This is a genomic window from Cryobacterium sp. TMS1-20-1, assembly GCF_004402355.1.
Taxonomy (GTDB): domain Bacteria; phylum Actinomycetota; class Actinomycetes; order Actinomycetales; family Microbacteriaceae; genus Cryobacterium; species Cryobacterium levicorallinum.
This window is the reverse complement of sequence record NZ_SOGF01000037.1, coordinates 42,037-68,476: the sequence shown is the minus strand read 5'-3', so window position 1 is coordinate 68,476 and position 26,440 is coordinate 42,037. Positions and strand designations below refer to the sequence as shown.

19 protein-coding genes, 1 tRNA gene and 1 other RNA gene are annotated in these 26,440 nt (G+C 67.2%); 15 read left to right on the top strand and 6 right to left on the bottom strand.

All coding sequences use genetic code 11. The annotated features are described in order from the left end of the window. Position 1: 1 nt before the first annotated feature. Genes E3O45_RS08205 through E3O45_RS08190 form a run of 4 tightly spaced genes read right to left on the bottom strand, consistent with a single transcriptional unit; the run spans position 2 to position 4,176 of the window. On the bottom strand, positions 2 to 886 hold the full coding sequence (locus tag E3O45_RS08205; protein ID WP_134442960.1) for a molybdenum cofactor guanylyltransferase: 885 nt from the start codon (positions 884 to 886) through the stop codon (positions 2 to 4). Between the two features lie 4 nt (positions 887 to 890). Then, positions 891 to 1,406 carry a cyclic pyranopterin monophosphate synthase MoaC gene (gene moaC, locus E3O45_RS08200; protein WP_134442959.1) on the bottom strand — a complete coding sequence of 172 codons (516 nt, stop codon included), beginning with the start codon at positions 1,404 to 1,406 and terminating at the stop codon, positions 891 to 893. Beyond that, on the bottom strand, positions 1,403 to 2,884 hold the full coding sequence (glp, locus tag E3O45_RS08195; protein WP_134442958.1) for a gephyrin-like molybdotransferase Glp: 1,482 nt from the start codon (positions 2,882 to 2,884) through the stop codon (positions 1,403 to 1,405). The genes moaC and glp overlap by 4 nt, the downstream gene beginning before the upstream one ends. Continuing rightward, positions 2,881 to 4,176, bottom strand: a complete 1,296-nt coding sequence (locus E3O45_RS08190; protein ID WP_134442957.1) for a ThiF family adenylyltransferase — start codon at positions 4,174 to 4,176, stop codon at positions 2,881 to 2,883. Before E3O45_RS08190 ends, glp begins: the two co-directional genes overlap by 4 nt. A gap of 316 nt (positions 4,177 to 4,492) precedes the next feature. Here E3O45_RS08190 and E3O45_RS08185 point away from each other — a divergent pair, with 316 nt between their 5' ends. The 5 genes from E3O45_RS08185 to E3O45_RS08165 all read left to right on the top strand — a co-directional run bounded on the left by E3O45_RS08185 (position 4,493) and on the right by E3O45_RS08165 (position 8,968). Further along, the gene (locus E3O45_RS08185) at positions 4,493 to 4,897 is read left to right on the top strand and encodes a molybdopterin-binding protein (RefSeq protein WP_092448266.1); all 405 of its coding nucleotides are present in this window, start codon (positions 4,493 to 4,495) and stop codon (positions 4,895 to 4,897) included. Continuing rightward, a complete protein-coding gene (gene modA / locus E3O45_RS08180; RefSeq protein ID WP_134442956.1) occupies positions 4,894 to 5,691 on the top strand; it encodes a molybdate ABC transporter substrate-binding protein in 798 nt (265 codons plus the stop codon). The genes E3O45_RS08185 and modA overlap by 4 nt, the downstream gene beginning before the upstream one ends. 277 nt (positions 5,692 to 5,968) lie before the next feature. Next, positions 5,969 to 6,751: an ABC transporter permease gene (locus tag E3O45_RS08175; RefSeq protein ID WP_134442955.1), complete on the top strand. Its 783-nt coding sequence runs from the start codon at positions 5,969 to 5,971 to the stop codon at positions 6,749 to 6,751. A gap of 241 nt (positions 6,752 to 6,992) precedes the next feature. Beyond that, a complete protein-coding gene (locus E3O45_RS08170) occupies positions 6,993 to 8,231 on the top strand; it encodes a sulfate/molybdate ABC transporter ATP-binding protein (RefSeq protein ID WP_241978806.1) in 1,239 nt (412 codons plus the stop codon). 224 nt (positions 8,232 to 8,455) lie between these two features. After that, positions 8,456 to 8,968: a DinB family protein gene (locus E3O45_RS08165; protein ID WP_134442954.1), complete on the top strand. Its 513-nt coding sequence runs from the start codon at positions 8,456 to 8,458 to the stop codon at positions 8,966 to 8,968. A gap of 124 nt (positions 8,969 to 9,092) precedes the next feature. Here E3O45_RS08165 and E3O45_RS08160 read toward each other — a convergent pair whose 3' ends face one another. Further along, positions 9,093 to 9,926: a hypothetical protein gene (locus E3O45_RS08160; RefSeq protein ID WP_134442953.1), complete on the bottom strand. Its 834-nt coding sequence runs from the start codon at positions 9,924 to 9,926 to the stop codon at positions 9,093 to 9,095. 468 nt (positions 9,927 to 10,394) lie between these two features. Next, positions 10,395 to 10,482, bottom strand: a tRNA-Ser gene (locus E3O45_RS08155). Positions 10,483 to 10,589: 107 nt separating this feature from the next. Between E3O45_RS08155 and ffs the strand changes: the two genes are divergently transcribed. The 10 genes from ffs to E3O45_RS08105 all read left to right on the top strand — a co-directional run bounded on the left by ffs (position 10,590) and on the right by E3O45_RS08105 (position 26,319). After that, positions 10,590 to 10,686, top strand: an RNA gene (gene ffs, locus E3O45_RS08150) — signal recognition particle sRNA small type. A gap of 234 nt (positions 10,687 to 10,920) precedes the next feature. After that, positions 10,921 to 13,371: a phosphoketolase gene (locus tag E3O45_RS08145; RefSeq protein ID WP_241985282.1), complete on the top strand. Its 2,451-nt coding sequence runs from the start codon at positions 10,921 to 10,923 to the stop codon at positions 13,369 to 13,371. Positions 13,372 to 13,598: 227 nt separating this feature from the next. Continuing rightward, on the top strand, positions 13,599 to 15,815 hold the full coding sequence (gene pta, locus E3O45_RS08140; protein WP_134442951.1) for a phosphate acetyltransferase: 2,217 nt from the start codon (positions 13,599 to 13,601) through the stop codon (positions 15,813 to 15,815). Next, positions 15,812 to 17,026, top strand: a complete 1,215-nt coding sequence (locus E3O45_RS08135) for an acetate/propionate family kinase (RefSeq protein ID WP_134442950.1) — start codon at positions 15,812 to 15,814, stop codon at positions 17,024 to 17,026. Before pta ends, E3O45_RS08135 begins: the two co-directional genes overlap by 4 nt. Positions 17,027 to 17,224: 198 nt before the next feature. Next, positions 17,225 to 20,311: a DNA polymerase III subunit gamma and tau gene (locus E3O45_RS08130; RefSeq protein ID WP_134442949.1), complete on the top strand. Its 3,087-nt coding sequence runs from the start codon at positions 17,225 to 17,227 to the stop codon at positions 20,309 to 20,311. Between the two features lie 3 nt (positions 20,312 to 20,314). Then, positions 20,315 to 20,914, top strand: coding sequence for a recombination mediator RecR (recR, locus tag E3O45_RS08125; protein WP_134442948.1), 600 nt, complete (start codon positions 20,315 to 20,317; stop codon positions 20,912 to 20,914). A gap of 576 nt (positions 20,915 to 21,490) precedes the next feature. Next, on the top strand, positions 21,491 to 22,768 hold the full coding sequence (locus E3O45_RS08120) for an aspartate kinase (protein WP_134442947.1): 1,278 nt from the start codon (positions 21,491 to 21,493) through the stop codon (positions 22,766 to 22,768). A 332-nt stretch (positions 22,769 to 23,100) separates the two neighbouring features. Continuing rightward, complete coding sequence (locus E3O45_RS08115) at positions 23,101 to 24,177, top strand: aspartate-semialdehyde dehydrogenase (protein WP_134442946.1); 1,077 nt, start codon at positions 23,101 to 23,103, stop codon at positions 24,175 to 24,177. A 205-nt stretch (positions 24,178 to 24,382) separates the two neighbouring features. Further along, positions 24,383 to 24,844 carry a hypothetical protein gene (locus tag E3O45_RS08110; RefSeq protein WP_134442945.1) on the top strand — a complete coding sequence of 154 codons (462 nt, stop codon included), beginning with the start codon at positions 24,383 to 24,385 and terminating at the stop codon, positions 24,842 to 24,844. Further along, positions 24,841 to 26,319: a malate:quinone oxidoreductase gene (locus tag E3O45_RS08105; RefSeq protein ID WP_134442944.1), complete on the top strand. Its 1,479-nt coding sequence runs from the start codon at positions 24,841 to 24,843 to the stop codon at positions 26,317 to 26,319. The genes E3O45_RS08110 and E3O45_RS08105 overlap by 4 nt, the downstream gene beginning before the upstream one ends. Positions 26,320 to 26,440: the final 121 nt, after the last annotated feature.

Here is a 26,440-nt window from a genome sequence, read left to right as displayed (position 1 = left end):
GTCACTCCTCGGGTCGTGCTTCGGGTGCACCGGTCAAACGCGCGGTGCTGCTCTCAACATCCTGCCACGTGTCGACGTCGACCCCGGTTTCAGATTCGTCCATCAGCCCTATGAGCTTCAGCCCCGACAGTAGGTTGCGCATGCTGGCGCCGTTGACGCGATCGCCGAGGCGGTCCACGGCCGCGCGCAGGGCGGGCGCCCGGTAGATTCCGGCGAGCCACTGGGCGTGGCCGGTGTAATCGGTGAGGTGCACGCCGTCGGTCTGTTCACCGATCTCCTCCAGAGCGGATGCCGCGGTGATCAGCAGGCGCGCAGCATCCGCTCCCCACGGAAGATCGCAGGCGAGCACGAGCAGCCAGGTGGCGGGCTCGTCAACGTTCGCTTCGACCTTGGTCGCGCCGTGTGCGTCGCACTGTACTTCGACGTGTGCTGCGCCGTGCGCCTCGAGCGCGGCGAGGCCGGCCGCGATTCCGGCTACCGGGCCGCCGAACGGTGGGTCTTCGAGTGCCCAGATCAGTGCGGGCGGCGTGGCGGTTCCGGCTGCGGGCGTTGCGGCTGCGGGGCTTAGGGCCGTGGCCGTGGGCGACGCGAGATCGGGTGCGGGTGCGGGTGCAGGTACAGATGTTGAGGGTGCGGGGTGCGCGGCGAGTCGAGGCGTGTCGGCGGCGGGCACCGCTGCGGGCGGGCCGACAACGACGGTGTGCCGGGCGACCGGTCGGGCGTCGAGCACCCTGGAGAGCAGAGTGCGCCCGGCCACCTCGACTGCGGGTTTGAGCACGCCGCCGAGGCGGCTGCCACGCCCGCCCGCGAGCACGATGAGGTCAATGGTGAGTGCCGGAAGTGGGCTCATGAGGCGTGCCCTGGGCGCGGTCACGGGCGGGATCATCCGCTTAGCCTTGGCTGCGCAGCCAGTCGCCGGACTTGCCACCGCTCTTGGAGAGCAGCCGCACGTTCTCGATCGTGACGGACTTGTCGAGGCCCTTGACCATATCGACGATGGCGAGAGCCGCGACCGAGACGGCGGTGAACGCCTCCATCTCGACGCCGGTGCGGTCTGCGGTGCGCACGGTCGCGGTGATGCTCACCCGGTCATCCTCGACGATCAGTTCGACGACGGCGCCGTGCACGCCGATGACGTGGGCGAGGGGGAGCAGGTCGGCGGTCTTCTTGGCGCCCTGGATTCCGGCGATGCGGGCCACGGCGAGCACATCGCCCTTGGGAGCCGTGCCGTCGCGGAGCGCCGCGATCACCGTGGCACCGCAGCGCACGAAGCCCGCCGCGGTGGCACTGCGAACGGTCGGAACTTTGTTGGTGACGTCGACCATGCGGGCTTGTCCGGCCGAGTCGAGGTGCGTGAACGGCTGGGTGGGCACTGTCGCGTCGGGAATGTCGGTGGTGTGCGTCATGATGACAGCATGACAGTGATGAGGTCGCCGCCGCGAACGTGAGTCGTGTCTTCGGACACGATGGCAAGACCAGTTGCCTGCGCCAGCCCGGCGACGAGGTGCGAACCCGACCCGCCGCGGGAGGCCGGGCGCACCTCGATGTGGGTTCCGTCTCGGGTTCCGTCGGTGCCGGTGTCAGTCCCGGTGTCAGTCCCGGTCTCGGTTCCAGAATCGGTACGGTGCGTGACGATGACGGGCATGTACTGGGCGCGTCCGGGCGGGGAATTCCAGCCGTCGGCGACGGTCGCCGTGATGGTGCGGCGGTGCAGCTCCGGGTGCCCGAGCAGGCGGCGCAGCGCGGGTCGCACGAACACCTCGAACGACACGTAGGCGCTGACCGGGTTACCGGGCAGGGCGAAGATGAGCGGTCCGGGCACGTTTTCGGTAGCGGGCCAGCGTCCGAACCCCTGGGGCTTGCCGGGTTGCATCTTGACCGGTCCGAAGTGCACGGTGCCGAGCGGCTGCAGCACGGCCTTGACCACGTCGTACGCTCCGACACTGACGCCGCCGGAGAGCACAATCACGTCGACCGTTCCGGCCAGGTCGGTGAGCAACGCGCGCAGAGTGTCGTCGTCGTCGGGCACGGCGCCCACCCGAATGGCAACGCCGCCGGCTTCGGTGACGGCCGCCGCCAGCAGAAAGGAGTTGGAGTCGGGAATCTGACCGCGCCGGGTCGGGCTGCCTGGGGTGACGAGTTCGCTGCCGGTGGAGATGACCGCGACGCGCGGCGCCGGGTGCACCAGCACAGAGCTGGTTCCGGCGCTCGCCGCTGCGGCGACCCGGGTCGGCCAGAGCACGCTTCCCGCGCCCAGCACGCGGTCCCCGGCGTGGGCGTCTTCGCCGGCGCGGCGCACGTGCGCCGCGGCCGTGGGGGCGCGCACGATGGTGACCCGGTCGGTGCCCTGGTCGGTGTCTTCGATCGGAACGACGGCATCCGCTCCGTCGGGAATCGGCGCGCCCGTCATAATGCGCGCGACGTGCCCGGGCATCAGGTGTGGGTTCTCGGCGGTGCCGGCGGCCAGGTCGGCGACGACGGGCAGGCTGATCGGGTTCTGCGCCGAGGCGCCGAGCAGATCGGCGCGGATCACGGCGTAGCCGTCCATCGCGGAGTTGTCGAACGGAGGAGTATCGGTCGCTGACAGCACGTCCTCGGCGAGCACCAGGCCGCGCGCGGCATCGAGCGACACACGCACCGGAACCAGCGGCTTCAGGTTGGCCAGAATGACCGCCAGTTGTTCGGCGACGGTGCGAGCGGATGCGGCCGGCGCGCAGGCATCCGCTCTGTCGGAATGCATGTGGTCGTGCCTATGCCCATCTTCGTGCGCGCTGCCAGCGTGCGCACGTCGAACCTCGGACGGCTCCCCGGCGAGCGCATCGTGTTCGTTCGACAGGGATGATGTGTCCGGAGCGGAACCGCCGGGCAGATTCGTCTCGGTCATCGGCTAGTTGTGGCTGTCGGGCTGGCGGGCGCTGCCCTGTTATCCGGAGCCGACGCGTGGCGCCCGGTCGGAGTCGGCTCGAGGGACGGCCAGCGGCTGCCGATGCCGGGCGCGCGTCCGGCCGTGACGAGGTCGTCCCAGGCCACGATCCCGCCGGTGAGCACGGAGACGTCGGTGAATCCGGCCTCGCGCAGCGCGGCAGCAGCGCGGGCGGCTCGCCCCCCGGCGTGGCAGTGCACGATCAGCGGGGTCTCCACCGGGAGGGCGGCCCGGCCGGTGTCGGAGAGTACCCCGTCGGTGAGGAGCTCACCGAGCGGCACTAGTCGGGCCGTCGGAATGGAACTCTCGGCATTCTCGTTCGGCTCGCGCACGTCCAGCACGAGAAAGTTGTCGTTTCCGGCGCGTTGGGCTTCGAGGCGCTCGACGAGTTCGGCACCCGAAACCTCGGCGGTATTCTCTGCGGCGACGCGGGCGGTTTCGGCCGCGACCTCGGCAGCGGTCGGCTCGGCGGCGATGCCGGTTCCGACCAGTGGAATCTCGCTGAATCGGCCGGACAGGGCATCGATCACGAGCACCCGGCCGATCAGCGGGGAGCCGATTCCGGTGATGAGCTTGATGGTTTCGGTCGCCATGAGCGATCCGACCTGGCCGCAGAGAGCGCCGAGCACGCCGGCATCGGCGCAGTTGGGCACTTCACCGTCGGCCGGCGGTGTCGGAAAAAGATCGCGCAGGTGCACTCCGGTGACGCCTGAGCCCGCCGGCGGCGTGGCCCAGAACACCGAAAGCTGGGCATCGAATCGCAAAACGGATGCCCACACCAGCGGCAGTCCGAGCCGCGCGCAGGTGTCGTTCACGAGGAACCGGGTCGGAAAGTTGTCGGTGCCGTCGATGACCACGTCGTAGCCGCCCAGGATCTCGGCGGCGTTATTCGCGACCAGACGCTCGGCGTGCCGAACGACGGTGGTCTCCGGGGCGATCTCGGCGATACGCTCGGCGGCGCTGTCTACCTTGGGGCGACCGACATCCGCTTGACCGTGAACGATCTGGCGCTGGAGGTTGCTCGGTTCCACGTCGTCGCCATCGACGATACCGATGGTGCCGACGCCCGCTGCCGCGAGGTAGAGCAGCGCGGGGGAGCCGAGCCCGCCGGCGCCGAGCACGAGAACCCGAGCGTTGGCGAGGCGGCGCTGGCCGAGTTCGTTGAGCTGGGGGAGGCGGCGCTGGCGAGCGGTCCGCACGGATTCGGATGCGCTGAGGCGGTCAACGGGATCAACGAGGGGAGGAATGGCCATGGCTTAACGCTAGGCGTTGCGCGGCCCCTCGGCCACCCATCCCGCGCGCTCTCCTCTGCCTTCCCATCCGTCCAGCGTGATGTCACGAACCCCATCCGCCCCGGGTCGCCGGCGCCTAACTCCTGCAATTTCTCGCTCCCGGCAGTGCGATGCCCGTATTTACGGGGGCTTGGCCGACCGCCGCGATCAATTTGCAGGAGTTATGCCCCGGTGGTCGGGCTCACTTGGTGGCTTCCTGAATTAGCCACGACCGATCGCGAAGACAGGGACCCAGACACCGAGTCAAAACCGCAGATGCGGTGCTATCGTGCAATTCATGACGCAATATCGGATCAGTGAGGCCGCCGAGCTGCTCGGCGTTAGTGACGATACCGTGCGCCGCTGGGTCGACGGTGGCCGTCTCGTGGCGGATGCCGATGCATCCGGTCGCCTCGCGGTTGACGGAGCGGCGCTCGCCGCCTTCGCCGTCGACCAGGCGAGCACCCCGGCAGACCCGTCGAGCGTGGGCCGCAGTGCCCGCAACCGCTTCGTCGGCATCGTCACCGCCATCACCATGGACACGGTCATGGCCCAGGTTGAGCTGCAGTGTGGCCCGCACCGCGTCGTCTCACTCATGTCGAGCGAGGCCGTGCGCGAACTCGGGCTCGAGGTCGGGTCGCTCAGCGTCGCCGTGATCAAGGCCACCAATGTGATCGTCGAAACTCCGGGACGGATGCCGTGACCCGCCTCCCCCAGGCCCTCGCCGTTCTGGCCGTGCTCGCCCTGGCCCTCACCGGTTGTGCACCCTCGACCGTCACAGACACCGGGGCAACCGACTCGGCTGCCGCGGGCACTGAACTTGAGCCCCAGACCCTTAGCGTCTATGCCGCCGCGTCGCTCACCGGCGCTTTCGACGAACTCGCGACACTGCTCGAGCAGCAGAATCCGGCCGTCGATGTGCAGCTCACCTACGACGGATCTTCCACCCTCGCCACCCAGATCGCCGCCGGCGCCCCGGCCGACGTGTTCGCGAGCGCCGACCAGAAGAACCTGCAGCCGCTGGCCGACGACGGGCGCGTCGGCCCGGCCACCGTGTTCGCCGGCAACACCCTGCGCATCGCGGTCGCCCCGGGCAACCTGCTGCAGATCGACACCCTCGAAGATCTGGCCCGCCCCGGCGTAATCACCGTGCTGTGCGCGGCACAGGTGCCGTGCGGCGCGGCATCCGCTGCCCTGCTCGCCAACGCCGGTGTCACTCTCACGCCCGCCAGCGAGGAACAGAATGTGACGGCCGTCGTTACCAAAATCGCCGGCGGCGAAGCGGATGCCGGCCTCGTCTACGCGACGGATGTCGCCGCCAACCCCGGCCGCATCGACGGCCGGACCCCGGCCGGAGCCGACGCGGTCATCGGGCACTATCCGATCGCGGTCGTGGCGGGCAGCGCGCACGCCGAGGCGGCCCAAGCTTTCGTTGACCTCGTGCTCTCGCCGGCGGGGCAGTCCGTGCTCGCCGCCCACGGATTTCTCGCCCCGTGAGCGTTTCATGCCGACCGGGCCTGGGCCCGGAAACCGGGCCCAGGATAGAACATGGGCCCACCGACCGGGCCCGGGCCCGGACCGGGAGAAACCTCCCGCGGCACATCGCAGGCTGCGACGAAACGGCTACCGTTCGCGGATACGGGATCGCCCGCCTGGGCCCACCTTATGCAACCGGGCCAATGATCGAACATGGGCCCGCTTTCCGGGCCCGGGCCCGGGAAGCAATGCTCAGACACGTCACTCCCTCTGGACCGAGCACCGGGCACGGTCGCGCATGATTCCGCGCCTGCTCTACCTGCCCGCGAGCATCGGCCTCGCCCTGCTCGTGCTGCCGCTCGCCGGTCTGCTGTTCAAGGTCGACTGGCCCGGCCTCCCCTCCCTGCTCCTCTCGCCGGAAGCCCTGCAGCCGCTGGGGTTGTCGCTCGCGACGGCATCCGTTTCGACGCTGCTCTGCCTGCTGTTCGGCGTGCCGCTCGCCGTTGTTATCGCCCGGTCGCGGCCGCGCGTCGCCGGCCTGTTGCGCGCACTCGTGACCGTGCCGCTCGTGCTGCCGCCACTGGTCGGCGGCATCGCGCTGCTCTCCCTGCTCGGACGCGGCGGCGTGCTCGGCAGCACCCTCGAACTGGTCGGGCTGCGCATTCCGTTCACGACCGCGGCCGTCGTCCTGGCGCAGACCTTCGTGGCCTTGCCGTTTCTCGTGATCGCCGTCGAGGGCGCGCTGCGCACCGCCGGCACCCGCTACGAGAGGGTCGCCGCGACCCTCGGCGCCCATCGCGGCACCGTCTTCGCCCGCATTACGCTGCCGCTTGTCGGCCCCGGACTACTGGCCGGCACCGTTTTGAGCTTCGCCCGCGCCCTCGGCGAATTCGGCGCGACCGCCCTATTCGCCGGCAACCAGGCCGGAGTCACCCGCACCATGCCGCTCGCCATCTACACCGCCTTCAACGGCTCGGGCGTCACGACCGACCAGGCCGTCGCCCTGTCGCTGCTGCTGATCGCGGTCGCCGTGATCATTCTCGTGCTGGTCGGAACCCGCCGAGCGAGCGTACTGTCGTGACCATCCCGAAAACGGATGCCGCTGGCCGCGCCAGCTCCGCCGACACACTCCGGCTGGGGCGCACGTTTCGACCGTGCGCGCCGGTGTCACCGAGGGCAGTCGGCCGCGCCCAGCCCGAGAGCCGACGTCAGCCGATCGGGACAACGAACCAGGAAAGAGCTCGAAACGTGACCGTGAAGCCGACCTTGTTCCCGGCAGGGATGGACCTCCGAATCGCTGGCCAAAGTCGGAGCCCGCTCTCGTGACTCCCGCTCTCTGGAAATCCGCCGCCAACGACCTCCTCACCGCCACCCTGCACCTCACCCGCGACTCGTTCACGCTCGACCTGAAGCTCGCTCTCGCGCCGGGCGAAGTGCTCGCCCTGCTCGGCCCGAATGGCTCAGGCAAGTCGACCGTGCTCGAGCTGCTCGCCGGCCTCGCGACGCCCGACTCCGGAACCGTCACGATCGACGGCGCAGTCCTTACCGCGCCCGGCCGATTCATTGCGCCGGAAAAAAGGGCCATCGGGCTCCTCGGGCAGGAGCCCCTGCTCTTTCCTCATCTCAGCGCTCGCAACAATATCGCCTTCGCCCTGCGCGTCGGCGAAGCACATTTGAACGCCGCCGAGGCCCGAAAACAGGCCGACCGCTGGCTCGACCGCGTTGGTTTGCACAGCCTCGGCGAGAGCAAGCCCGGCGCTCTCTCCGGCGGGCAGCAGCAGCGCGTCGCCCTCGCCCGCGCGCTCGCCGCCGGCCCGCGCGTGCTGTTGCTCGATGAGCCGATGGCCGCCCTCGATGCCGAAACTGCGCCGCTTATGCGCCAACTCATCCGCGAGCAGCTCGCCGACACCGGCACGAGCGCCATCATCGTCACCCACGACATCGTCGACGCGGTCGTGCTCGCGGATCGCGTCGCCGTGCTGCACGACGGCGCGCTCATCGACGAGGGCACGACCGCCGCGGTACTCGCCGCCCCGCGCAACCCGTTCGTCGCGGCCCTCGCCGGCGTTAATCTCGTCGTCGGCACCGTGCAGAACGGGGCAATTGTCGCCCCCGACGGTCGCATCTTTTCGGTGCGCCCAACGGATGCCGCCGGCCTCTCGTCCACTGTTCCCTCCGTCACCCCCCGCGCCTCCGCAGCCGTTCCCGTCTCCACCTCGACCGTCGAGGCCTCGAGCGCAGAGGCACCCGCCTCCGCAACTCCGATCGCTGACGCCCTGGCCAACACGTCGGACCAGAACGCACCCGCCGCCGCGGTCTTTCGCCCGGCATCCGTTGTCGTGCAGACCGAACAGCCGCGGCATGCCAGCCCGCGCAATGTCTGGTCGGCGCGGGTGACCGGCATCGAACCGGGCAGCGGCGGAGTGCGCCTGCGCACGAGCGGCGACCCCGAGGTCATCGCCGAACTCACCCCCGCCGCGGTCGCCGACCTCGGTCTGCAGGTCGGCTCAACCGTCTGGCTGTCGGTTAAAGCCACCGAAGTGAGCGCCTACCGCCGCTGACACTGACACTGCTATCGCCGCTGTTACCGCCGCTGTTACCGCCGCTGTTACCGCCGCTGTTACCGCCGCCGGTGGCCCGGGCCTGGCGCACAACCGCCGCCTTCCGGGCCGGGAAGGCGGGCCCTGGGCCCAGCTTAGAATCTGGCCCCAAGTTCCGGGCCCCGAATGCAGTGGGCGCACGACAGTCGCCCGCGGTACGGTGGCAGAACCGACCGAGGAGATTTATGATCCCGTCCGAACTGCTCATCGAAGAGTTTTCCCGTATCCAGGGATATGTAGGTGCGACCCTGAAAAACGCTACCGTCGCCACCCTCACGTATCGAGCGGATGCCGACGCCAACACCATCGCCTGGCTCATCTGGCACCTGTCCCGCGTGCAGGACGACCACATCGCCGACCTGGCGGGCACCGCGCAGGTGTACACCGGGCAGGGCTGGGCCGAACGATTCGACCTTCCGTTCGGGCCGACGGCCACCGGCTATGGCCACACCTCTGCCGAAGTCGGCACCGTTCGCGCCGACGCTGAACTGCTCGTCGGCTACTACGACGCCGTGCACACCGCGACCGTGGCGTACCTGGGTACCCTCGTCGAGGCCGATCTCGACCGGGTCATCGACGAATCCTGGACCCCCGCCGTCACCGTCAGCGTGCGCCTCGCGAGTGTGCTCTCCGACGACCTGCAGCACGCCGGCCAGGCCGCCTTCGTGCGCGGTCTCGCCGATCGCGCCGCCGTCTAGCGCCCCGGCGTCTGCAGTCTGCCCGACCCGTGGAAGATATTGCAGGTCGCGTCTGCCGGCAAATTCCTGCCGGCCTATGCCAGGCAGTTATCAGGCCTGTAGGCCGCGGACCGCAATCGCTGGGTCAGAGCCCGGCTCTGGCCTTGTAGTCGATTTCATAGTTGGACCGGTTGCCGACCAGCAGCCGCGTCTCAGTCGAATAGGCGTAGGTGAACGTTCCGTCGAGAAAAATGTTGTTCTCGCCCGTGCCGTCGAATAGTTCCGGATGCTCGGCCTGCACCGATTTTTTGGTCTTCTCAGGTGAATAGCGAAGTTGAAAGGCGACGGTATCGGCATCAATGGCCCGGTATGAAGCCTTGGCGTTCAAGGTCACGATCACCTGGTTTGCAGTGCCCCTCGACAAGGGACCCGCGTAGACGCTCGTGACCGTGATGGAGCTTTGCACGAGGCGAGGGCCGCCATCCCGAATCAACGCGGGGGTATACCCGTTGACCACGACGGCGTTCGAATAGAGACCACCCTCCGCGGTGTACGGGTCGGACCATCCCGGGTCAAATAACGTTAGATTCTGCTCCACCCAGGCTTGACCGGCCGTGTCATTTCCGACAGTTCCGTCGGTATTGGTATCGAGGGCAGAAGAATCCAGGCCCTCGCTTCCGAGAAATTCGACGGCGGATCTCTGAAATGCGAGAGCGTCGTCGTCGCTGATCGCATACTGCGTCAGCGAAGCCCTGTCATATTTGCTGACGTCCTCCTTTATTGCGTCAGCATTCGGGTTGATGACGGTTCGGCAGTACGTACCCAGGTCGTCGGTGACGGTGCTATCGGCAACAGAATCACCGTAGCTATCGCTGGCTGGATTGCAGAGTTCGGCGCTTGCATCCGCCGTTTGGGTCGGTTGCGCGACCTTCTCGTTCTCAACGGCGCCTGCACAACCGGCCAGGCCGAGAACCAGCACACCGGGCAAGCTCGCGACAAGGAAGACGTGGCTCAACTTCGCTAGGCGGGGCGTGGTCGACCGTTGGCGCAGTGCGCGACCGTTGACGTTCGAAATAGTATCTTCGATTCGGTTCTGCACCGGATTTACCCCCATATGGCGCTGCTTCCTGCAGCCAACTGTTGACCAAACCTAACCCGAAATACCCAACGCACGGTACCGGTGAGTCGTGGCTCCAGCAGGGTCACGAAGGAGCGACAGGCGGCTCGTCGCGCTCGGCAGAGATGAAGCGGATTTCCCGGCAGCGGATCGCCGCGGTGCCCGCCGTGCTCGGCCTGCCCGCTCTGGCGGAGAATGGGGGGGATTCGAACCCCGCGAGTGGGGTTTGTGCGTCACCCAACACGCTGTACTGCAAGTCTGGCGGAGAATGGGGGATTCGAACCCCGCGAGTGGGGTTTGTGCGTCACCCAACGCGCTGCACTACATGTCTGGCGGAGAATGGGGGATTCGAACCCCCGAGGGCTTTCACCCAACACGCTTTCCAAGCGTGCGCCATAGGCCACTAGGCGAATTCTCCTGGCCGCCGTTCAATAAAGCAACGGCACCACAGAATCTTACCTGTTTCCAGCGGATGCTGCCGCCACCCTCGGTTGGTGCAGTCTCGTCGCGTGCCCTAAACTGAGGGTCGGCTCCTCGCGTGGCGCCACCCAGGCCAATTCCCCCAGGACGGAAACGTAGCAAGGGTAACCGGGCTCTGGCGGGTGCGCGAGGAGTCTTTTTCATACCCAACGCGCAAGGGTACCCGGGGCTGTGCCCCTGTACCGAGGTGCGCGAGGAGTCCTTTTTGGCCCCACCAGCATCCGCTTTCGCGTAATGAGCGTGAAATCCGCGTGAACGCTCGCGGGTCGGGACCTTTGGCCCTGCGCTGCGCAGCCACGGCTCAATAGGATTAAAGCAGCGCGGCTATGTCGCCGCACCACACTGCGGAGGACCAATGAGCCACGATTCCGGCACCATGCCCTGGCCCACACGCGCGCCGAAACCGCTCAGTGCAGCGGCGCTGGCTAGCATCGACGCCTGGTGGCGGGCCGCGAACTACCTCGCCGTCGGCCAGATCTACCTGCTCGGCAACGCCCTGCTCACCGAGCCGCTCACCCGCGATCACGTGAAGCCGCGCCTGCTCGGCCACTGGGGCACCACGCCCGGCCTCAACTTTCTCTACGCACACCTGAACCGCGCGATCGCCGAACGCAGCCAGAGCACCATCTACATCACCGGCCCCGGCCACGGCGGCCCCGGCATGGTCGCCAACGCCTACCTCGACGGCACCTACACCGAGGTCTACGCCGACATCGAGCAGAACGCTCAGGGCGTGCAGAAACTGTTTCGCCAGTTCTCCTTCCCCGGCGGCATCCCCAGCCACGCCTCGCCCGAGCTGCCCGGATCCATCCACGAGGGCGGCGAACTCGGCTACGCCCTGAGCCACGCCTACGGTGCCGCGTTCGACAATCCGAACCTGCTCGTGGCCGCGGTGGTCGGGGACGGCGAGGCCGAAACCGGCCCGCTCGCCACCAGCTGGCACTCCAACAAATTCATCGACCCGCTGCAGGACGGCGTCGTGCTGCCCATTTTGCACCTCAACGGGTACAAAATCGCCAACCCCACCGTGCTCGCCCGCATCCCCGAAGACGAGCTGCAGGACCTCATGCGCGGCTACGGTCACACTCCTTATCTGGTGAGCGGCGGCTTTGACGGTGAAGATCCGATGCTCGTGCACGCTCGCATGGCCGAGACTCTTGATGACGTGCTCAACCAGATCGCCGAGATCAAGGCCGCAGCCGCCCAGGCCGCCACCAACAACGAGGATTTCGCCCGCCCGCGCTGGCCCATGATCATCCTCCGCACCCCCAAGGGCTGGACCTGCCCCGCCCGTATCGACGGCGTTCAGGTTGAGAACACCTGGCGCGCCCACCAAGTTCCGCTGGCAAACGCCCGCGACACCCCGGCGCACACTGCCCTTTTAGAAAAGTGGATGCTCTCCTACCGCCCCGCAGACCTGTTCGACCAAGATGGTGCTCCCGTGAAACAGATCACTGACCTCGCCCCACAAGGCGACCTGCGCATGAGCGCCAACCCGATCGCCAACGGCGGAGTGCTGCGCCGCGACCTGCACCTGCCCGACTTCCGTGATTTCGCCGTGGACGTGCCCGAGCCGGGTGCAACGCGGAATGAGGCGACGCGCGTGCTGGGCGGCTACCTGGCCGAGGTCATCCGCTTGAACCCGGATAACTTTCGCATCTTCGGACCCGACGAAACCGCCTCGAACCGGCTCGCCCCGCCGGTCTACGAGGTCACCGACAAGCAGTGGAACGCCGAGATCCGACCCGGCGACACCAACCTCGCCCGGGCCGGCCGCGTGATGGAGATGCTGAGCGAACACCAGTGCCAGGGCTGGCTCGAGGGCTACCTGCTCACCGGGCGGCACGGGCTGTTCAACTGCTACGAGGCGTTCATTCACATTGTGGATTCCATGTTCAACCAGCACGCCAAGTGGCTCAAGGTGACGGCCGATATCCCGTGGCGGGCGCCGATCGCGAGCCTCAACTACCTGCTCAGCTCGCACGTCTGGCGGCAGGATCACAACGGGTTCAGCCACCAGGACCCCGGTTTCATCGACCACGTCGTCAACAAGAGCGCCGACGTGGTGCGGGTCTACCTGCCCTTCGACGCCAACACCCTGCTCAGCACCTACGATCACTGCCTGCGCAGCGTCAATTATGTGAACGTCGTCGTGGTGGGCAAGCAGCCGGCGCCGAACCTGCTCACCATGGACGAGGCTGTCGCGCACTGTACCCGAGGCCTCGGCATCTTCGACTGGGCTGGCACCGAACTTGCCGGTCAGGAGCCGGATGTCGTGCTCGCCGCCGCCGGTGACGTGCCGACGCTCGAGGTGCTCGCCGCCGCCGAGATTCTGCGCGAGAACCTGCCCGAGCTCAAGGTGCGGGTCGTGAACGTCGTCGACCTCATGCGGCTGCAGTCGGCGGAGGACCATCCGCACGGCCTGAGCGACAGCGCCTTCGACGCCGTCTTCACGCCCGACAAGCCGATCATTTTCGCCTATCACGGGTATCCGTGGCTGATCCATCGGCTCACCTACAAGCGTCACGGCCACGACAACCTGCACGCCCGCGGCTACAAAGAGATCGGCACCACGACGACCCCGTTCGACATGGTCATGCTCAACGACCTCGATCGATATCACCTCGTCATGGACGTCATCGACCGCACTCCCGGCCTCGCCGCCCGCGCCGGCCTGCTCCGGCAGCGGATGCAGGACGCCCGCCTGGCCGCGCGCCAATACACCCGAGACCACGGCGAAGACGCTCCCGCCATCACCGACTGGTCCTGGTCTGCCCAAGCGGATGCCGCTCCCCGCGCCGCCTCGACCGGCAGCGACAATGTCTAACCCAGCACTGCTCCGGCCTCCACCCGCGCGCGGGACGCCACCTGGCGTTGGTCGAGTTTGACGACCGCCATCGCCCCGCGCTGGCCGTCTGCGGAACCCCGCCATCCGCGCAGGCTAACCCAGCTCGACCGCCATCGACCCACCCAAACTCGGTATAGCGTGGGTTACGACTTACCTCTATGATCCCGCCGACGCACTCCCACTCCGAATACGCTTGAATGGATACCGTGGCTCGAAGCATCTATATCACCAGCGCAGAAGGCAATACCGGCAAGTCGACGATCGCCCTCGGCGTGCTCGACACACTCACCCACCTCGTGGAGCGGGTCGGTGTGTTCCGCCCGGTCGCCCGCACCGCGACCGAGCCCGACTACGTCGTCGAGCTTCTCCTCCGGCACCTGCAGGCGAACGCCGGCCCCGGCGCTGCCGCCGGGCAAACCTACGAGCAGAGCATCGGTGTCAGTTACGACGACGTCAACACCGATCCAGACGCTGCCCTGGCCCGCATCGTTGCGCGGTATAAAGCGGTCGAGGCCAACTGCGACACGGTCGTCGTCATCGGCAGCGATTACACCGACGTCGGCAGCCCCACCGAACTCGCCTTCAACGCGCGTATCGCGGCCAACCTCGGCGCCCCCGTACTGCTCGTGCTCGGTGGCCGAGTCGGCCCGGGCGAGGGCGAACGCCTCGGTCAGAGCGACGCCCGCTCGTCCGTGGACATCGCCCAGCAGACCGACGTGGCGCTGGCGGAATTGCGCGACGAACACGCATCCGTATTGGCGATCATCATCAATCGGGCCGACGAGAACGCGCTGCCGGCCATCATTGACGCGGTGCGGGCCACCACCAATGCCCAGCCGGCCCGGTCCGGCGGCGCTTTCGGCGTGCCGATCTGGGCCATTCCCGAAGACCCGTACCTCGTCGCACCGAGCATGCAGAGCATTATGGAGGCCACCGAGGGCACCCTGATCAAGGGCGACCCTGCCCTGCTGGCCCGTGAGGCGCTCGGCGTCGTCGTGGCCGCAATGTCGATGGTCAACGTGCTGCCGCGTCTGATTCAGGGCGCCGTCGTCGTTGTGCCGGGCGACCGCGAAGACGTGCTGCTGGCCGTGCTGCTGGCCAACGCCTCCGCAACCTTCCCGTCGATCGCCGGCATCGTTCTCAATGGCGGCTTCGAGCTGCCCGAGGCGATCCAACGGTTGATGGAAGGCCTCGCCCCCTCGCTTCCGATCATCAGAACCTCACTCGGCTCGTACGACACGACCATGCGCATCACGCGCGCCCGTGGACGCCTCGCCGCCGACTCCCAGCGCAAGCACGACACCGCGCTGGCGTTGTTCGAGACTCACGTCGACGCATCCGCTTTGCTGGACCGACTCGATGTGAGCCGCGCGGAGGTCGTCACGCCGCTCATGTTCGAGTACGCGCTGCTCGAACGCGCGCGCCAGAACCGTCAGCACATCGTGCTGCCCGAGGGTGAGGATGACCGCGTGCTGCGCGCCGCCGCGACCCTGCTGGCCCGCGACGTGGTCGAGCTGACCATCCTCGGTGAGGAATTCGAGGTGCGATCTCGAGCGATCGGCCTCGGCCTCGACATTTCCAAGGCCCACGTCGTGAGCCCGTACGACGATCTGCTGCGAATCAAGTTCGCCCACGAATATATGCAGTTGCGAGCACATAAGGGAATTTCACTCGACCAGGCCAATGAAACCGTCACCGATGTGAGCTATTTCGGCACGATGATGGTGCAGCTGGGCCTCGCCGACGGCATGGTGTCTGGCGCGACGCACACCACCGCGCACACCATTCGGCCGAGCTTCGAGATCATCAAGACCCAGGCCGGCGTCGGCGTGGTGTCGAGCGTGTTCCTCATGGCGCTCGCCGACCGCGTGCTGGTCTACGGCGACTGCGCCGTCATTCCGGTGCCGACGGCCGAGCAGCTGGCCGACATCGCCATCTCGGCCGCGGCGACGGCCGTGCAGTTCGGCATCGAGCCGCGCATCGCGATGCTGTCCTACTCCACCGGAACCTCCGGCGAGGGCGCCGACGTCGAAAAGGTACGCTCCGCGACCGCCCTCGTGCGTGAGCGCCGACCCGATCTGCTGGTCGAGGGTCCGATTCAATACGATGCAGCAGCGGATGCCGCGGTCGCGGCCACCAAGATGCCCGGTTCCAGCGTGGCTGGCCGCGCCACGGTGTTCATCTTTCCGGATCTCAACACCGGCAACAACACCTACAAGGCGGTGCAGCGCAGCGCGGGAGCCGTCGCGATCGGACCGGTGCTGCAGGGTCTGCGCAAGGCGATCAACGACCTGTCGCGCGGCGCCCTCGTGCAGGACATCGTCAACACCGTGGCGATCACCGCAATTCAGGCGGCCGGACTGACGGATGCCGCGGCCCTGGCGGCGGCAGTGGATGCGACGCCGGCTGGAGCCATTCGATGACCGCGGTTCTGGTCGTCAACTCGGGGTCGAGCTCCTTCAAATACCAGCTGATCGAGATGGACACCGAGACCACCCTCGCGAGTGGACTGGTCGAGCGTATCGGCGAGCTCATGGGGCACTCGTCGCATTCGGTGAGCGGTGTGGGTGGCGCCGAGAGCGCCAAGACCTGGCGTGAACTGCCCATTCCCGACCACACGGCCGGGTTCGCCGTCATGCTCGAGGCCTTCCACGCGCATGGCCCCTCGCTCGCCACCCATGCGCCGGTCGCGGTCGGCCACCGGGTTGTTCACGGCGGGGCTCGTTTTCACGAGCCGACCCTCGTCACACCGCAGGTGGAACGCGACATCGACGAGCTCTCCGGGCTCGCGCCGCTGCACAACCCGGGCGCGCTGCAGGGCATCGTGGCCGCTGAGATCGCCTTTCCCTCGGTGTCGCACGTGGCCATCTTCGACACGGCCTTTCACCAGACCCTCCCGCCCGAGGCGTTCACCTACGCGATCAACGTGGACCTGGCCGAGCGGTTCCGCATCCGTCGCTACGGGTTTCACGGTACGAGCCACAGCTTCGTCTCGCGGGCCGCCGCGGAATTCGTCGACCGTCCACTGGCCGACCTGAACCAGATTGTGCTGCACCTCGGCAACGGCGCATCGGTGTGTGCGGTGCGCGGCGGCCGATCGGTGGAGACGAGCATGGGCATGACCCCGCTCGAGGGACTCGTCATGGGCACCCGCTCGGGTGATATCGACCCGGGCGTGCTCTTTCACCTGCACCGCCGGGCCGGTCTCGACATGGACGAGCTCGACACCCTGCTGAACCGCGGCAGCGGGCTGCTCGGCCTCACCGGTCGCGGTGATATGCGCGACGTGATCGTAGCGGCGGAGTCCGGCGACGGTCCGTCCCAGCTCGCCATCGACGTCTACGTGCACCGGCTCAAGCACTATGTCGGCGCCTACTTTGCCCAGCTGGGGCGGGTCGACGTGATCACGTTCACGGCGGGAGTCGGCGAGAACGACCCGATGCTGCGAGCGCGCGCGGTCGGTGAACTCGAGGCGTTTGGAATCCGGATCGACCCGGAGCGCAATGCCGCTGCGAATCGAGGTGCGCGGCGCATCTCGGCCGACGACTCTGCGGTCACCGTGCTCGTCATCCCCACCAACGAGGAGCTGGAGATAGCCCGCCAGACCCTCGCCACGGTGCGCCAGCTGCACTGAGTCAGATCACGATCAGCAGAAAGCAGAGAAATGTCACTGCGCTCAGGCTGATTTGACGCTGAACTGAACCTTAGCGCGCGCGATCTTCGCACTTAAGCATGCCCGGTCGCGCACGTCATCCGTGGGTTCGGGGGTCTTGACCTTCAGGCTGACGCCTGCGCGCGGCCGAGTGTCGGTTGCGGCAAGTACCATTAGAGCGTGGTTACCGCCCTGTATCGCCGCTATCGGCCAGAGACCTTTGCCGAGATGATCGGCCAGTCCCAAGTGACTGATCCGCTGATGACGGCGCTTCGCACCAACCGGGTGAATCACGCCTATCTGTTCAGCGGCCCGCGCGGCTGTGGCAAGACCACGAGCGCGCGCATCCTGGCCCGCTGCCTGAACTGCGCCGAGGGCCCCACCGACACTCCGTGCGGCGTCTGCCCGAGCTGCGTTGAGCTCGCCCGCGACGGCGGCGGGTCGCTCGACGTCGTCGAAATCGACGCGGCCAGCCATAACGGTGTCGACGATGCCCGCGATATTCGTGAGCGCGCTATCTTCGCGCCGGCCCGCGACCGTTACAAGATCTTCATCCTCGACGAGGCGCACATGGTGACGCCGCAGGGCTTCAACGCGCTGCTGAAGATCGTCGAAGAGCCGCCGGAACACGTGAAGTTCATCTTTGCGACCACCGAACCCGAAAAGGTGATCGGCACCATCCGTTCGCGCACCCATCACTATCCGTTCCGGCTGGTGCCGCCGGGTCCGATGCTCGAATACGTGCAGCAGATGTGTGACGTCGAGAAGATGGTCGTCGCTCCGGGCGTGCTGCCGCTGGTCGTGCGCGCCGGCGGAGGCTCGCCGCGCGACACCCTGTCACTGCTCGACCAGCTCATGGCCGGGGCCGACGGTCAGTCCATTGAGTACGAGCGCGCCGTCGCCCTGCTCGGATACACGAGCGCCTCGCTGCTCGACGAAGCTGTCGACGCCATCGGAGCCCGCGATTCCGCGGCCGCGTTCGACGCCGTCGACCGGGTCATCCAGACCGGGCAAGATCCGCGCCGGTTCGTCGAAGACCTTCTCGAGCGGATGCGAGACCTCATCATCGTCGCGGCCACCAGCGTCGCGGGAGCAGCAGCGGTGCTGCGCGGGGTACCGCAAGACGAGCTGGAGCGCATGAGCGTGCAGGCATCCGCTTTCGGGCCAGCCGAACTCTCGCGTACCGCCGATATTTTGAACGCCGCCCTGACCGAGATGAGCGGGGCAACCTCGCCGCGCCTGCACCTCGAACTGATGATCGCGCGCGCCCTGATTCCCGCGACCGATGACACGACCAGGGGCGCCCTCGCCCGGGTCGAGCGGCTCGAGCGTCGCATCGGGGTCGACGGGGTCGGTGCGTCGGCGCCCGCGCCCCGGTCGGCCAGTGGCGATCTCGGCAAGCTCGATCAGCGGGTGGGGGCCCCGGTCGCGCCCGCGGCGGCACCGCAAGCTGGCGGCGTCGCCGCTCCCGGTGCTCAGTCGCCCTCCGCGCCAGGCTCTGCAACACCTGCCGCCTCCGCTCCCGGCGCGACCTCGGCCGCGCGAGCAAACTCCGCGACGCCTCCTGCTCCGCTGGTCCAGCCTGTTGAAACCGCCATCCCGGGAACTCAGGGCGCCTCCGCGGCATCACCTTCCTCCGCGGGTCCCGCGTCATCTTCCGGCTCCGCCCCTTCCGCGGGCGCAGCACCTTCTTCGAGCTCTACGCCGGGCTCCTCGTCTGCCGCTTCCGGCGCGCCTGTAACCTCCGCGGCCTCACCCTCTCCGCTGGTCGAAATCTCGACAGGCTCGATCCAAGGCCTGCCCAACGAGACCGCCATCCCGGGGGCGCAGACTGCCCGCCCGGCCGTTGTTCCGGGGGCGCCGGTCTCCCTGCAGCAGTTGAAAGACGCCTGGCCCGAAATTCTCGAGGCCGTGAAAACGGAAAAAACGACCGCGTGGCTCGTCGTCTACACCGCGCACGTGCTCAGCCTGAACGGTGACGTACTCGCGCTGTCGTTCCCGAGCGTTGCCGACGTTGACAGCTTCAAGCAGCAGAAGGTTCCAGGAATGGGAACGAGCGACTTCCTCCGCACCGCGATCGTCGCCGTGCTCGGCTTGCGCGTCAAGTTCATCGCCCGGGTCGATGCCGGCCGTGAAATGTCCTCGCCGAGCGCATCGTCCGGCGACTCGACGACCGTCGCCGCGGAGCCTGCGCCAGCGGTTCCCGCACCGAAACCGCCGGCAACTTCTGTGCCGACAACTTCCGTGCCGGCAGCTTCTGTGCCGGCAGCTCTCGGAGCCGACTCTGTGTCGAGCGCATCACCTGGGTCGACTGAAAACGCGGCCGACACAGCAGAATCCGCGCTCACCGATCCAGCCTCGACCGAGGCCGCGCAAGTCCGGTCGCCTGCTTCCGCGCCTGCGACCTCCGCGCCCTCTGCGTCTGCGTCCGGGGCTCCCGGGCCGGCTACTCCCACCGCTGCGCTCGCTGCGCTCGCTGCGCGTGCTACTGCGGCTACTGCGGCACCCGCGGCGGCGCCAGCTTCCACACCAGCAGGTGCCTCGGCCGTCGCCGCCTCGACCAGTGGGTGGGCCACCGTGGCGATTCCCGGCTCGCCCAACGGCCCGGCATTGCCTGCCGTCGTCGACGACACAACGGATGCCCCGGCCCCCGCCAGTCCCGCGGCTCCGATATCAGACGTACCCGACGCGGCTTCGGTCTCGGCTTCCTCGTCGTCGTCAACTCCAGTCTCAGCGCCGTCTTCGCTCGCCGACTCCGCGTCCCCGCGCCGGGACGAGCCGCCATTTGACGATGCGCCCCCGCCATTTGACGACGACGACGCGCCGCCCGAAATGGACGCGCCCGCGGAGGAACGCGTGCCCGACTACGGGGCCGACGCCGAGGCATCCGCTTCGCAGCTGACCTCGGGGCAGCCAAGCAGTGCAGGGCAGCAGGATTCGCGTCGCTCAGGCCAGCAGAACGCGGCCCACGCTCCCGGCCAGCAGCCTTCCGGCCAGCAGGGCCAGCAAATCCCCGGCCAGCCGAACGACCAGCGCAACGCTGGCCAGCCGAGCGATCAGCAAAACCGCGGCCAGCAGTCTGCGCCGGCGCAGCGTCAACACCCGAACGCATCCGGCCAGCGCGGAGCCGCGAAAGACCCGTCCCGCGCGCCGTCCTTCGCTGAGAAGCAGCGCTATGGTGAGGCCGTGGTGCGCGAGATCCTGGGCGCGACCTTCATCGAAGAACAGCCGTACACCGCGGCGCCCCGAACCAGAAACGACCACTAAACCATGTATGAAGGCATCGTTCAAGAGCTGATCGACGAGCTCGGCCAGCTTCCCGGCATCGGACCGAAGTCGGCGCAGCGCATCGCGTTCCACATTCTGCAGACCGAGAAATTCGACGTGACCCGGCTCGCCAACGTGCTGCTCGAGGTGCGCGACAAGGTGCGGTTCTGCGACATTTGCGGCAACGTGTCCGAGCAGCCGACCTGCCTGATCTGCCGCGACCCGCGCCGCGACCCCACCTCGATCTGCGTGGTCGAAGAGGCCAAGGACGTCGTCGCGATCGAACGCACCCGCGAGTTCAAGGGCCTGTACCACGTGCTCGGCGGAGCGATCAGCCCGATCGACGGCATCGGCCCCGACGACTTGCGTATCCGCCAGCTGATGCAGCGCCTCGCCGACAACACAGTGCAGGAGGTCATTATCGCGACCGACCCGAACCTCGAGGGGGAGGCGACTGCCACCTACCTCTCGCGCCTGTTGACGACGCTCGAGATCAAGGTGACCCGTCTCGCCTCGGGCCTGCCCGTCGGCGGCGACCTCGAATACGCCGACGAGGTCACCCTCGGCCGAGCCTTCGAGGGCCGCCGCGAGGTCACCCACTAGCCACCCGCCACCCGCCGCACCTGCGGCCGCCCCGCGCGGTCTCGTAGTACTTCCCGGGCCCGGGCCCGGAAACTGGGCCCATGCTTGATCATGGGCCCGGTTCCCTATCCTGGGCCCGGCGTCCGGATCTGGACCGCGGTTCCCTAACATTGGGCCCGGCGTACGTATTCGGGCCCGTCGGGTGGTTCGGTGCGGTGGCTTCCCCACGCGGTCTCGTAGTACTTTCCGGGCCCGGGCCCGGGCCCGGAAACTCGGCCCACGCTTGATCATGGGCCCGGTTCCCTATCCTGGGCCCGGCGTCCGGATNCCCGGGCCCGGGCCCGGAAACTCGGCCCACGCTTGATCATGGGCCCGGTTCCCTATCCTGGGCCCGGCGTCCGGATGGCGCCCTCCCCCGCCCCCGCCTGCACGCGTGCACGCGCACTCCTGAGTGCCCGCCCTGCACGCGTGCCCCTGAATTCGCTGAACGCCGCCGCACAGTGTCACATGGCACCCACCCGTCAGCACCAGCATTTAGGATGGGAACTTGGACGCGGCCCGAACATCGGCCAGCGACACCCCCATCTCAGGAGTCACATGAGCTTGATCGTGCAGAAGTTCGGCGGATCGTCCGTCGCCGATGCCGAAAGTATCAAGAGGGTTGCCAAGCGCATCGTGGACACCCGCAAGGCCGGCAACGAGGTCGTCGTCGCCGTCTCGGCGATGGGAGACAGTACCGACGAGTTGCTCGACCTCGCCCATCAGGTCACGCCGTTGCCCGCCCCGCGTGAGCTCGACATGCTGCTCACCGCGGGCGAACGCATCTCCATGGCGCTGCTCGCGATGGCCATCAAGAGCCTCGGCTACGACGCCCGCTCCTTCACCGGCAGCCAGGCTGGCATGATCACCGACGCGAGCCACGGCTCGGCGCGCATCGTCGACGTCACGCCCGGACGCATCCGCGATGCCCTCGACGAGGGTGCCGTCGCGATCGTCGCCGGCTTCCAGGGCTTCAACCGCGACACCAAAGACATCACCACCCTCGGACGCGGCGGATCCGACACCACCGCCGTCGCACTGGCCGCCGCCCTCGGCGCCGACATTTGCGAGATTTACACGGATGTCGATGGCGTCTTCACCGCTGATCCCCGCGTCGTTCCCAAGGCTCGCAAACTCGAGCGCGTGACGAGCGAAGAGATGCTCGAACTCGCCGCCGCTGGAGCCAAAGTTTTGTATATTCGCGCTGTGGAATATGCTCGCCGCCATGGGGTCACGCTGCACGTGCGCTCCTCCTTCAACAACAACACCGGCACCATCGTCTACAACGCCGCGACCGCGCGAGAAAATGGAGAAATTGTGGAAGAGCCCATCATCGCCGGAATCGCCGCCGACCTGAGCGAAGCGAAGGTCACCGTCGTCGGCGTTCCCGACATTCCCGGCAAGGCCGCCCTGATCTTCAAGATCGTCGCCAAGACCAACGCCAACGTCGACATGATCGTGCAGAACGTGTCGGCCGCGTCGACCGGACTCACCGACATCTCCTTCACCCTGCCCAAGTCGGAGGGCCAGCAGGTGCTCACGGCACTGACCAACGAGCGCGACCGCATCGGATTCGCTGGCCTGCAGTACGACGACCAGATCGCCAAGCTCGCCCTGGTCGGCGGCGGCATGCGCACCAACACCGGTGTCTCAGCGAAACTGTTCGAGGCGCTTTACGAAGCCGGGATCAACATTGAGATGATCTCGACGAGCGAGATCCGCATTTCGGTCGTCACCCGCGCCGACACCATCAACGAAGCCCTCCGCGTGGTACACACCGCGTTCGGGCTCGACGGCGACGCCGAAGCCATCGTTCACGGCGGCTCCGGCCGCTAACTCCCGCACACACCTCGGCGAGCGGATGCCCCGCCTCACCACCCAGTCCAGCCCCAGCCCGTTCATAACTCTTGCAAATTGTCATCATCGACTTTGACTGCCCTGTAATTGCGCGGGACTGAACCGGCGGGCGACGAAATTGCAGGAGTTATGCGCGAAGTGGGGGGAGAACCTCGCATCAACCACCCGCACCACCTCGTCACCCCACCTTTTGGGAGTTAATTCAGGGAATCGACCCGCAGCATCCGCTCTGGGGAGAAAATATCGGCAGGATCGCCGATGTTTCCTGAATTAGCCACGGGAGACAGCCCCAACGACGTTAGGAAACACACGTGACCACCTCAGTCAGCACTTCTGGAATCAACATCGGCGTCGTCGGAGCCACCGGACAGGTGGGCGCCGTCGTGCGTCGTCTGCTGGAGGAGCGTGACTTTCCGGTGAAGAGCATCCGCTTCTTCGCGTCGGCACGCTCGGCCGGCACCACCCTCACCTTTCGGGGCGAGTCAATCACGGTCGAAGATGCCTCCGTCGCCGACCCATCCGGGCTCGACGTTGCTATCTTCTCGGCCGGGGCCACGCTCTCCAAGGCGCAGGCTCCCCGCTTTGCGGCAGCCGGCGTGCTCGTCGTTGACAATTCTTCGGGCTGGCGGATGGACCCAGACGTTCCCCTCGTCGTCAGCGAGGTCAACCCCGAAGCCATCAAGCTCGCCGTCAAGGGCATCATCGCCAACCCGAACTGCACCACCATGGCCGCCATGCCCGTGCTCAAGGTACTGCACGACGAGGCCGGGCTCAAGCGCCTGATCGTCAGCACCTACCAGGCCGTCTCCGGCAGCGGCCTGGCCGGAGCGTTCGAACTCGCCAGCCAGGTGCGCGTCGCCGCGCAAGACGAGAACCTGTTCCAGCTCGTGCACGACGGCAGCGCCGTAGCCCTGCCAGAGCCCACCATCTACGCCCGGCCCATCGCGTTCGACGTGATCCCGCTGGCCGGCGCCATCGTCGACGACGGCCAGTTTGAAACCGACGAAGAGAAGAAGCTGCGCAACGAGAGCCGCAAGATCCTCGGCCTGCCGGAGCTGCTCGTCTCCGGCACCTGTGTACGCGTGCCCGTCTTCACCGGCCACTCCCTCTCGATCAACGTCGAGTTCGCGAAGCCGATCAGCGTCGCCCGCGCCGAGGAACTGCTCAAGACCGCGCCCGGCGTCGAACTGACCGACATCCCCACCCCGCTCCAGGCAGCAGGGCAGGATGCGAGCTTCGTCGGCCGAATCCGTCAGGATGAAGGCGTAGCGGATGGCCGTGGCCTGGCCCTCTTCATCAGCAACGACAACCTGCGCAAGGGTGCGGCGCTGAACGCCGTACAGATCGCCGAGCTCATCGCTGCCGACCGCCTCGTGCCCCAAGCCTGACCCGCGAGCGCGCCGAGACGTTCCGGGCCCGGAACGGGGGCCCAGTCTAGAAACTGGGCCTAGGTTCACAGGGTGGGCCCGGCCCAATACGGCCCAGTACGGCCCAGTACGGCCCAATACCGGCGCCGCAAGCCCACACAATCACCCGCACCAATACCCCCGCTCCGGCCCTCCTCCGGGGGTAAGTTGCGTTGGCTTTGACTGAGTGAGCCGAAGAAAGATTTGGGGCGTGCTGCAGCGCGTCTCCTTCGGAGTATTCGGCATCCTGGGCCTCGTCTTTTTTCCCCTGGCCGTCGCCGGGGTACTCGAAGATCTGGGCAGCAGAATTGTGCCGGTGCGCACGGCCTCGACCTACTGGTCCCAGGTCGGCCTGCCCACACCGGGAGAAGGTCGCACCGCTATCCAAACTGCCGTCGGTACCCTGCTGGGAAGCTTCGTTTTGGCCCTCGTCGCTATCGTGCCGCGCACCATGTGGGACATGCGTCGCCGTATCAACGGGGTCGTGCTCGGCAGCAACATTCTCAGCGCCACCCGCCGACTCGATTCAGCGGCCGAAGTGGCCGAGGCCCTCTGCCATGCCACGGCCAGTGCGGTCGGTGTGGTGACCCGCACTGAGCGGAGGTCGGGTCAGGGGCATCCGCTTGCAGCGATACACTCGACAGTGTGAATTCTCAGGGAACTGTCGACGTTGTCCTCATTGGTGGCGGCATCATGAGTGCCACCCTCGGAACGCTCCTCAAGGAGCTGCAGCCCAACTGGCGCATCGAGGTGTACGAGCGCCTCGGTGAACTGGCCCAGGAGAGCTCGAACCCGTGGAACAACGCCGGCACCGGGCATGCCGGGCTGTGCGAACTCAACTACATGCCGCAGGCTGCAGACGGTTCGGTCACCGCCGACAAGGCCGTTGTGATCAACGAGCAGTTCCAGATCAGCCGGCAATTGTGGGCGCACCTCGTTTCTATTGGTGCCCTGCCGGAGCCTGAAAAGTTCATCAATTCCACGCCGCACATGACCTTCGTGCACGGCAAAGCCAACGTGGAGTACCTGCGCAAGCGGCACGCCGCACTCGTCACCGAACCGCTGTTTGCCGGCATGGAGTTCAGCGACAACGTCGAAAAGATCGGCACCTGGACCCCGCTGCTCACCCGCAAGCGTCCGGCTGGCCAGAAGATCGCCGCCACGCGCATCGCGAGCGGCACCGACGTCGACTTCGGCGCCCTCACCCGGTTCATGTTCGACAACCTCGAAAAGCAGGGGGTCAACATGCACATGAACGAGCAGGTCGTCGGCCTGGGGCACAAAGCGGATGGTTCGTGGAACCTCAAACTGCTGCGTCAGGTCGGGCAGACCCGCAGCACCATCAACGCGCGGTTCGTCTTCGTCGGCGCCGGCGGTGGCGCGCTCGCGCTGCTGCAGCAGAGCGGAATCCCTGAAATTCAGGGGTTCGGAGGCTTTCCGATCAGCGGCCAGTTTCTGCGCACGAACAACCCCAAGCTTGTCGCCCAGCACCAGGCCAAGGTTTACGGCAAGGCGGCCAAGGGTGCCCCGCCCATGTCGGTGCCGCACCTCGACACCCGCGTGGTCGATGGCGAAAAGTCGCTGCTGTTCGGCCCGTACGCCGGATTCAGCCCGAAGTTCCTGAAGACCAGCACCTGGTTCGACCTGCCGTTCTCCATTCGCCCGCACAACCTCGGGCCGATGCTCGCGGTCGCGCGTCACAACTTCGACCTGATGAAATACCTGATCGGCGAGGTGTTCGCCTCGCGCAACGCCAAGCTCAAGGCCCTGCGTGAGTTCATTCCCGCCGCAGATTCAAAGGACTGGGAGCTCATCACGGCCGGCCAGCGCGTGCAGGTCATGAAGAAGGATGCCAAGCTCGGCGGAGTGCTGCAGTTCGGCACCGAGGTCATCACCTCGTCCGACGGTTCGATCGCCGGACTGCTCGGTGCCTCGCCGGGAGCCTCGACGGCCGCGCCAATCATGGTGGACCTGCTGGCCCGCTGCTTCCCCGACCGCATCGAGGGCTGGAAGCCGCGCATCCGCCAGATGATTCCGAGCTACGGCACCCGCTTGTCCGACGACCCCGCAGCTGCCGCCGCGTCCCTCGCCGCCACCGCTGAGGTTCTGCACCTCAGCAACTAGCACCCTCGCGCGAAAGCGCAAAAAGTGCCCGATTGAACCCTTCAATCGGGCACTTTTTGCACTCTCGCGGCCTGGTAGATGGGCGTTTCGTGAGAGTCACGTAGGAGGGGGCCGTCAACCC

Bases quoted from the DNA above. Each gene is read 5' to 3' on its own strand.
- E3O45_RS08135 (WP_134442950.1), top strand. From the start codon at position 15,812: ATGACCGCGGTTCTGGTCGTCAACTCGGGGTCGAGCTCCTTCAAATAC.
- recR (WP_134442948.1), top strand. From the start codon at position 20,315: ATGTATGAAGGCATCGTTCAAGAGCTGATCGACGAGCTCGGCCAGCTT.
- E3O45_RS08175 (WP_134442955.1), top strand. From the start codon at position 5,969: ATGATTCCGCGCCTGCTCTACCTGCCCGCGAGCATCGGCCTCGCCCTG.
- E3O45_RS08190 (WP_134442957.1), bottom strand. From the start codon at position 4,176: ATGGCCATTCCTCCCCTCGTTGATCCCGTTGACCGCCTCAGCGCATCC.
- glp (WP_134442958.1), bottom strand. From the start codon at position 2,884: ATGACCGAGACGAATCTGCCCGGCGGTTCCGCTCCGGACACATCATCC.
- E3O45_RS08165 (WP_134442954.1), top strand. From the start codon at position 8,456: ATGATCCCGTCCGAACTGCTCATCGAAGAGTTTTCCCGTATCCAGGGA.
- moaC (WP_134442959.1), bottom strand. From the start codon at position 1,406: ATGACGCACACCACCGACATTCCCGACGCGACAGTGCCCACCCAGCCG.
- E3O45_RS08205 (WP_134442960.1), bottom strand. From the start codon at position 886: ATGATCCCGCCCGTGACCGCGCCCAGGGCACGCCTCATGAGCCCACTT.
- E3O45_RS08145 (WP_241985282.1), top strand. From the start codon at position 10,921: ATGCCCTGGCCCACACGCGCGCCGAAACCGCTCAGTGCAGCGGCGCTG.
- E3O45_RS08185 (WP_092448266.1), top strand. From the start codon at position 4,493: ATGACGCAATATCGGATCAGTGAGGCCGCCGAGCTGCTCGGCGTTAGT.
- E3O45_RS08120 (WP_134442947.1), top strand. From the start codon at position 21,491: ATGAGCTTGATCGTGCAGAAGTTCGGCGGATCGTCCGTCGCCGATGCC.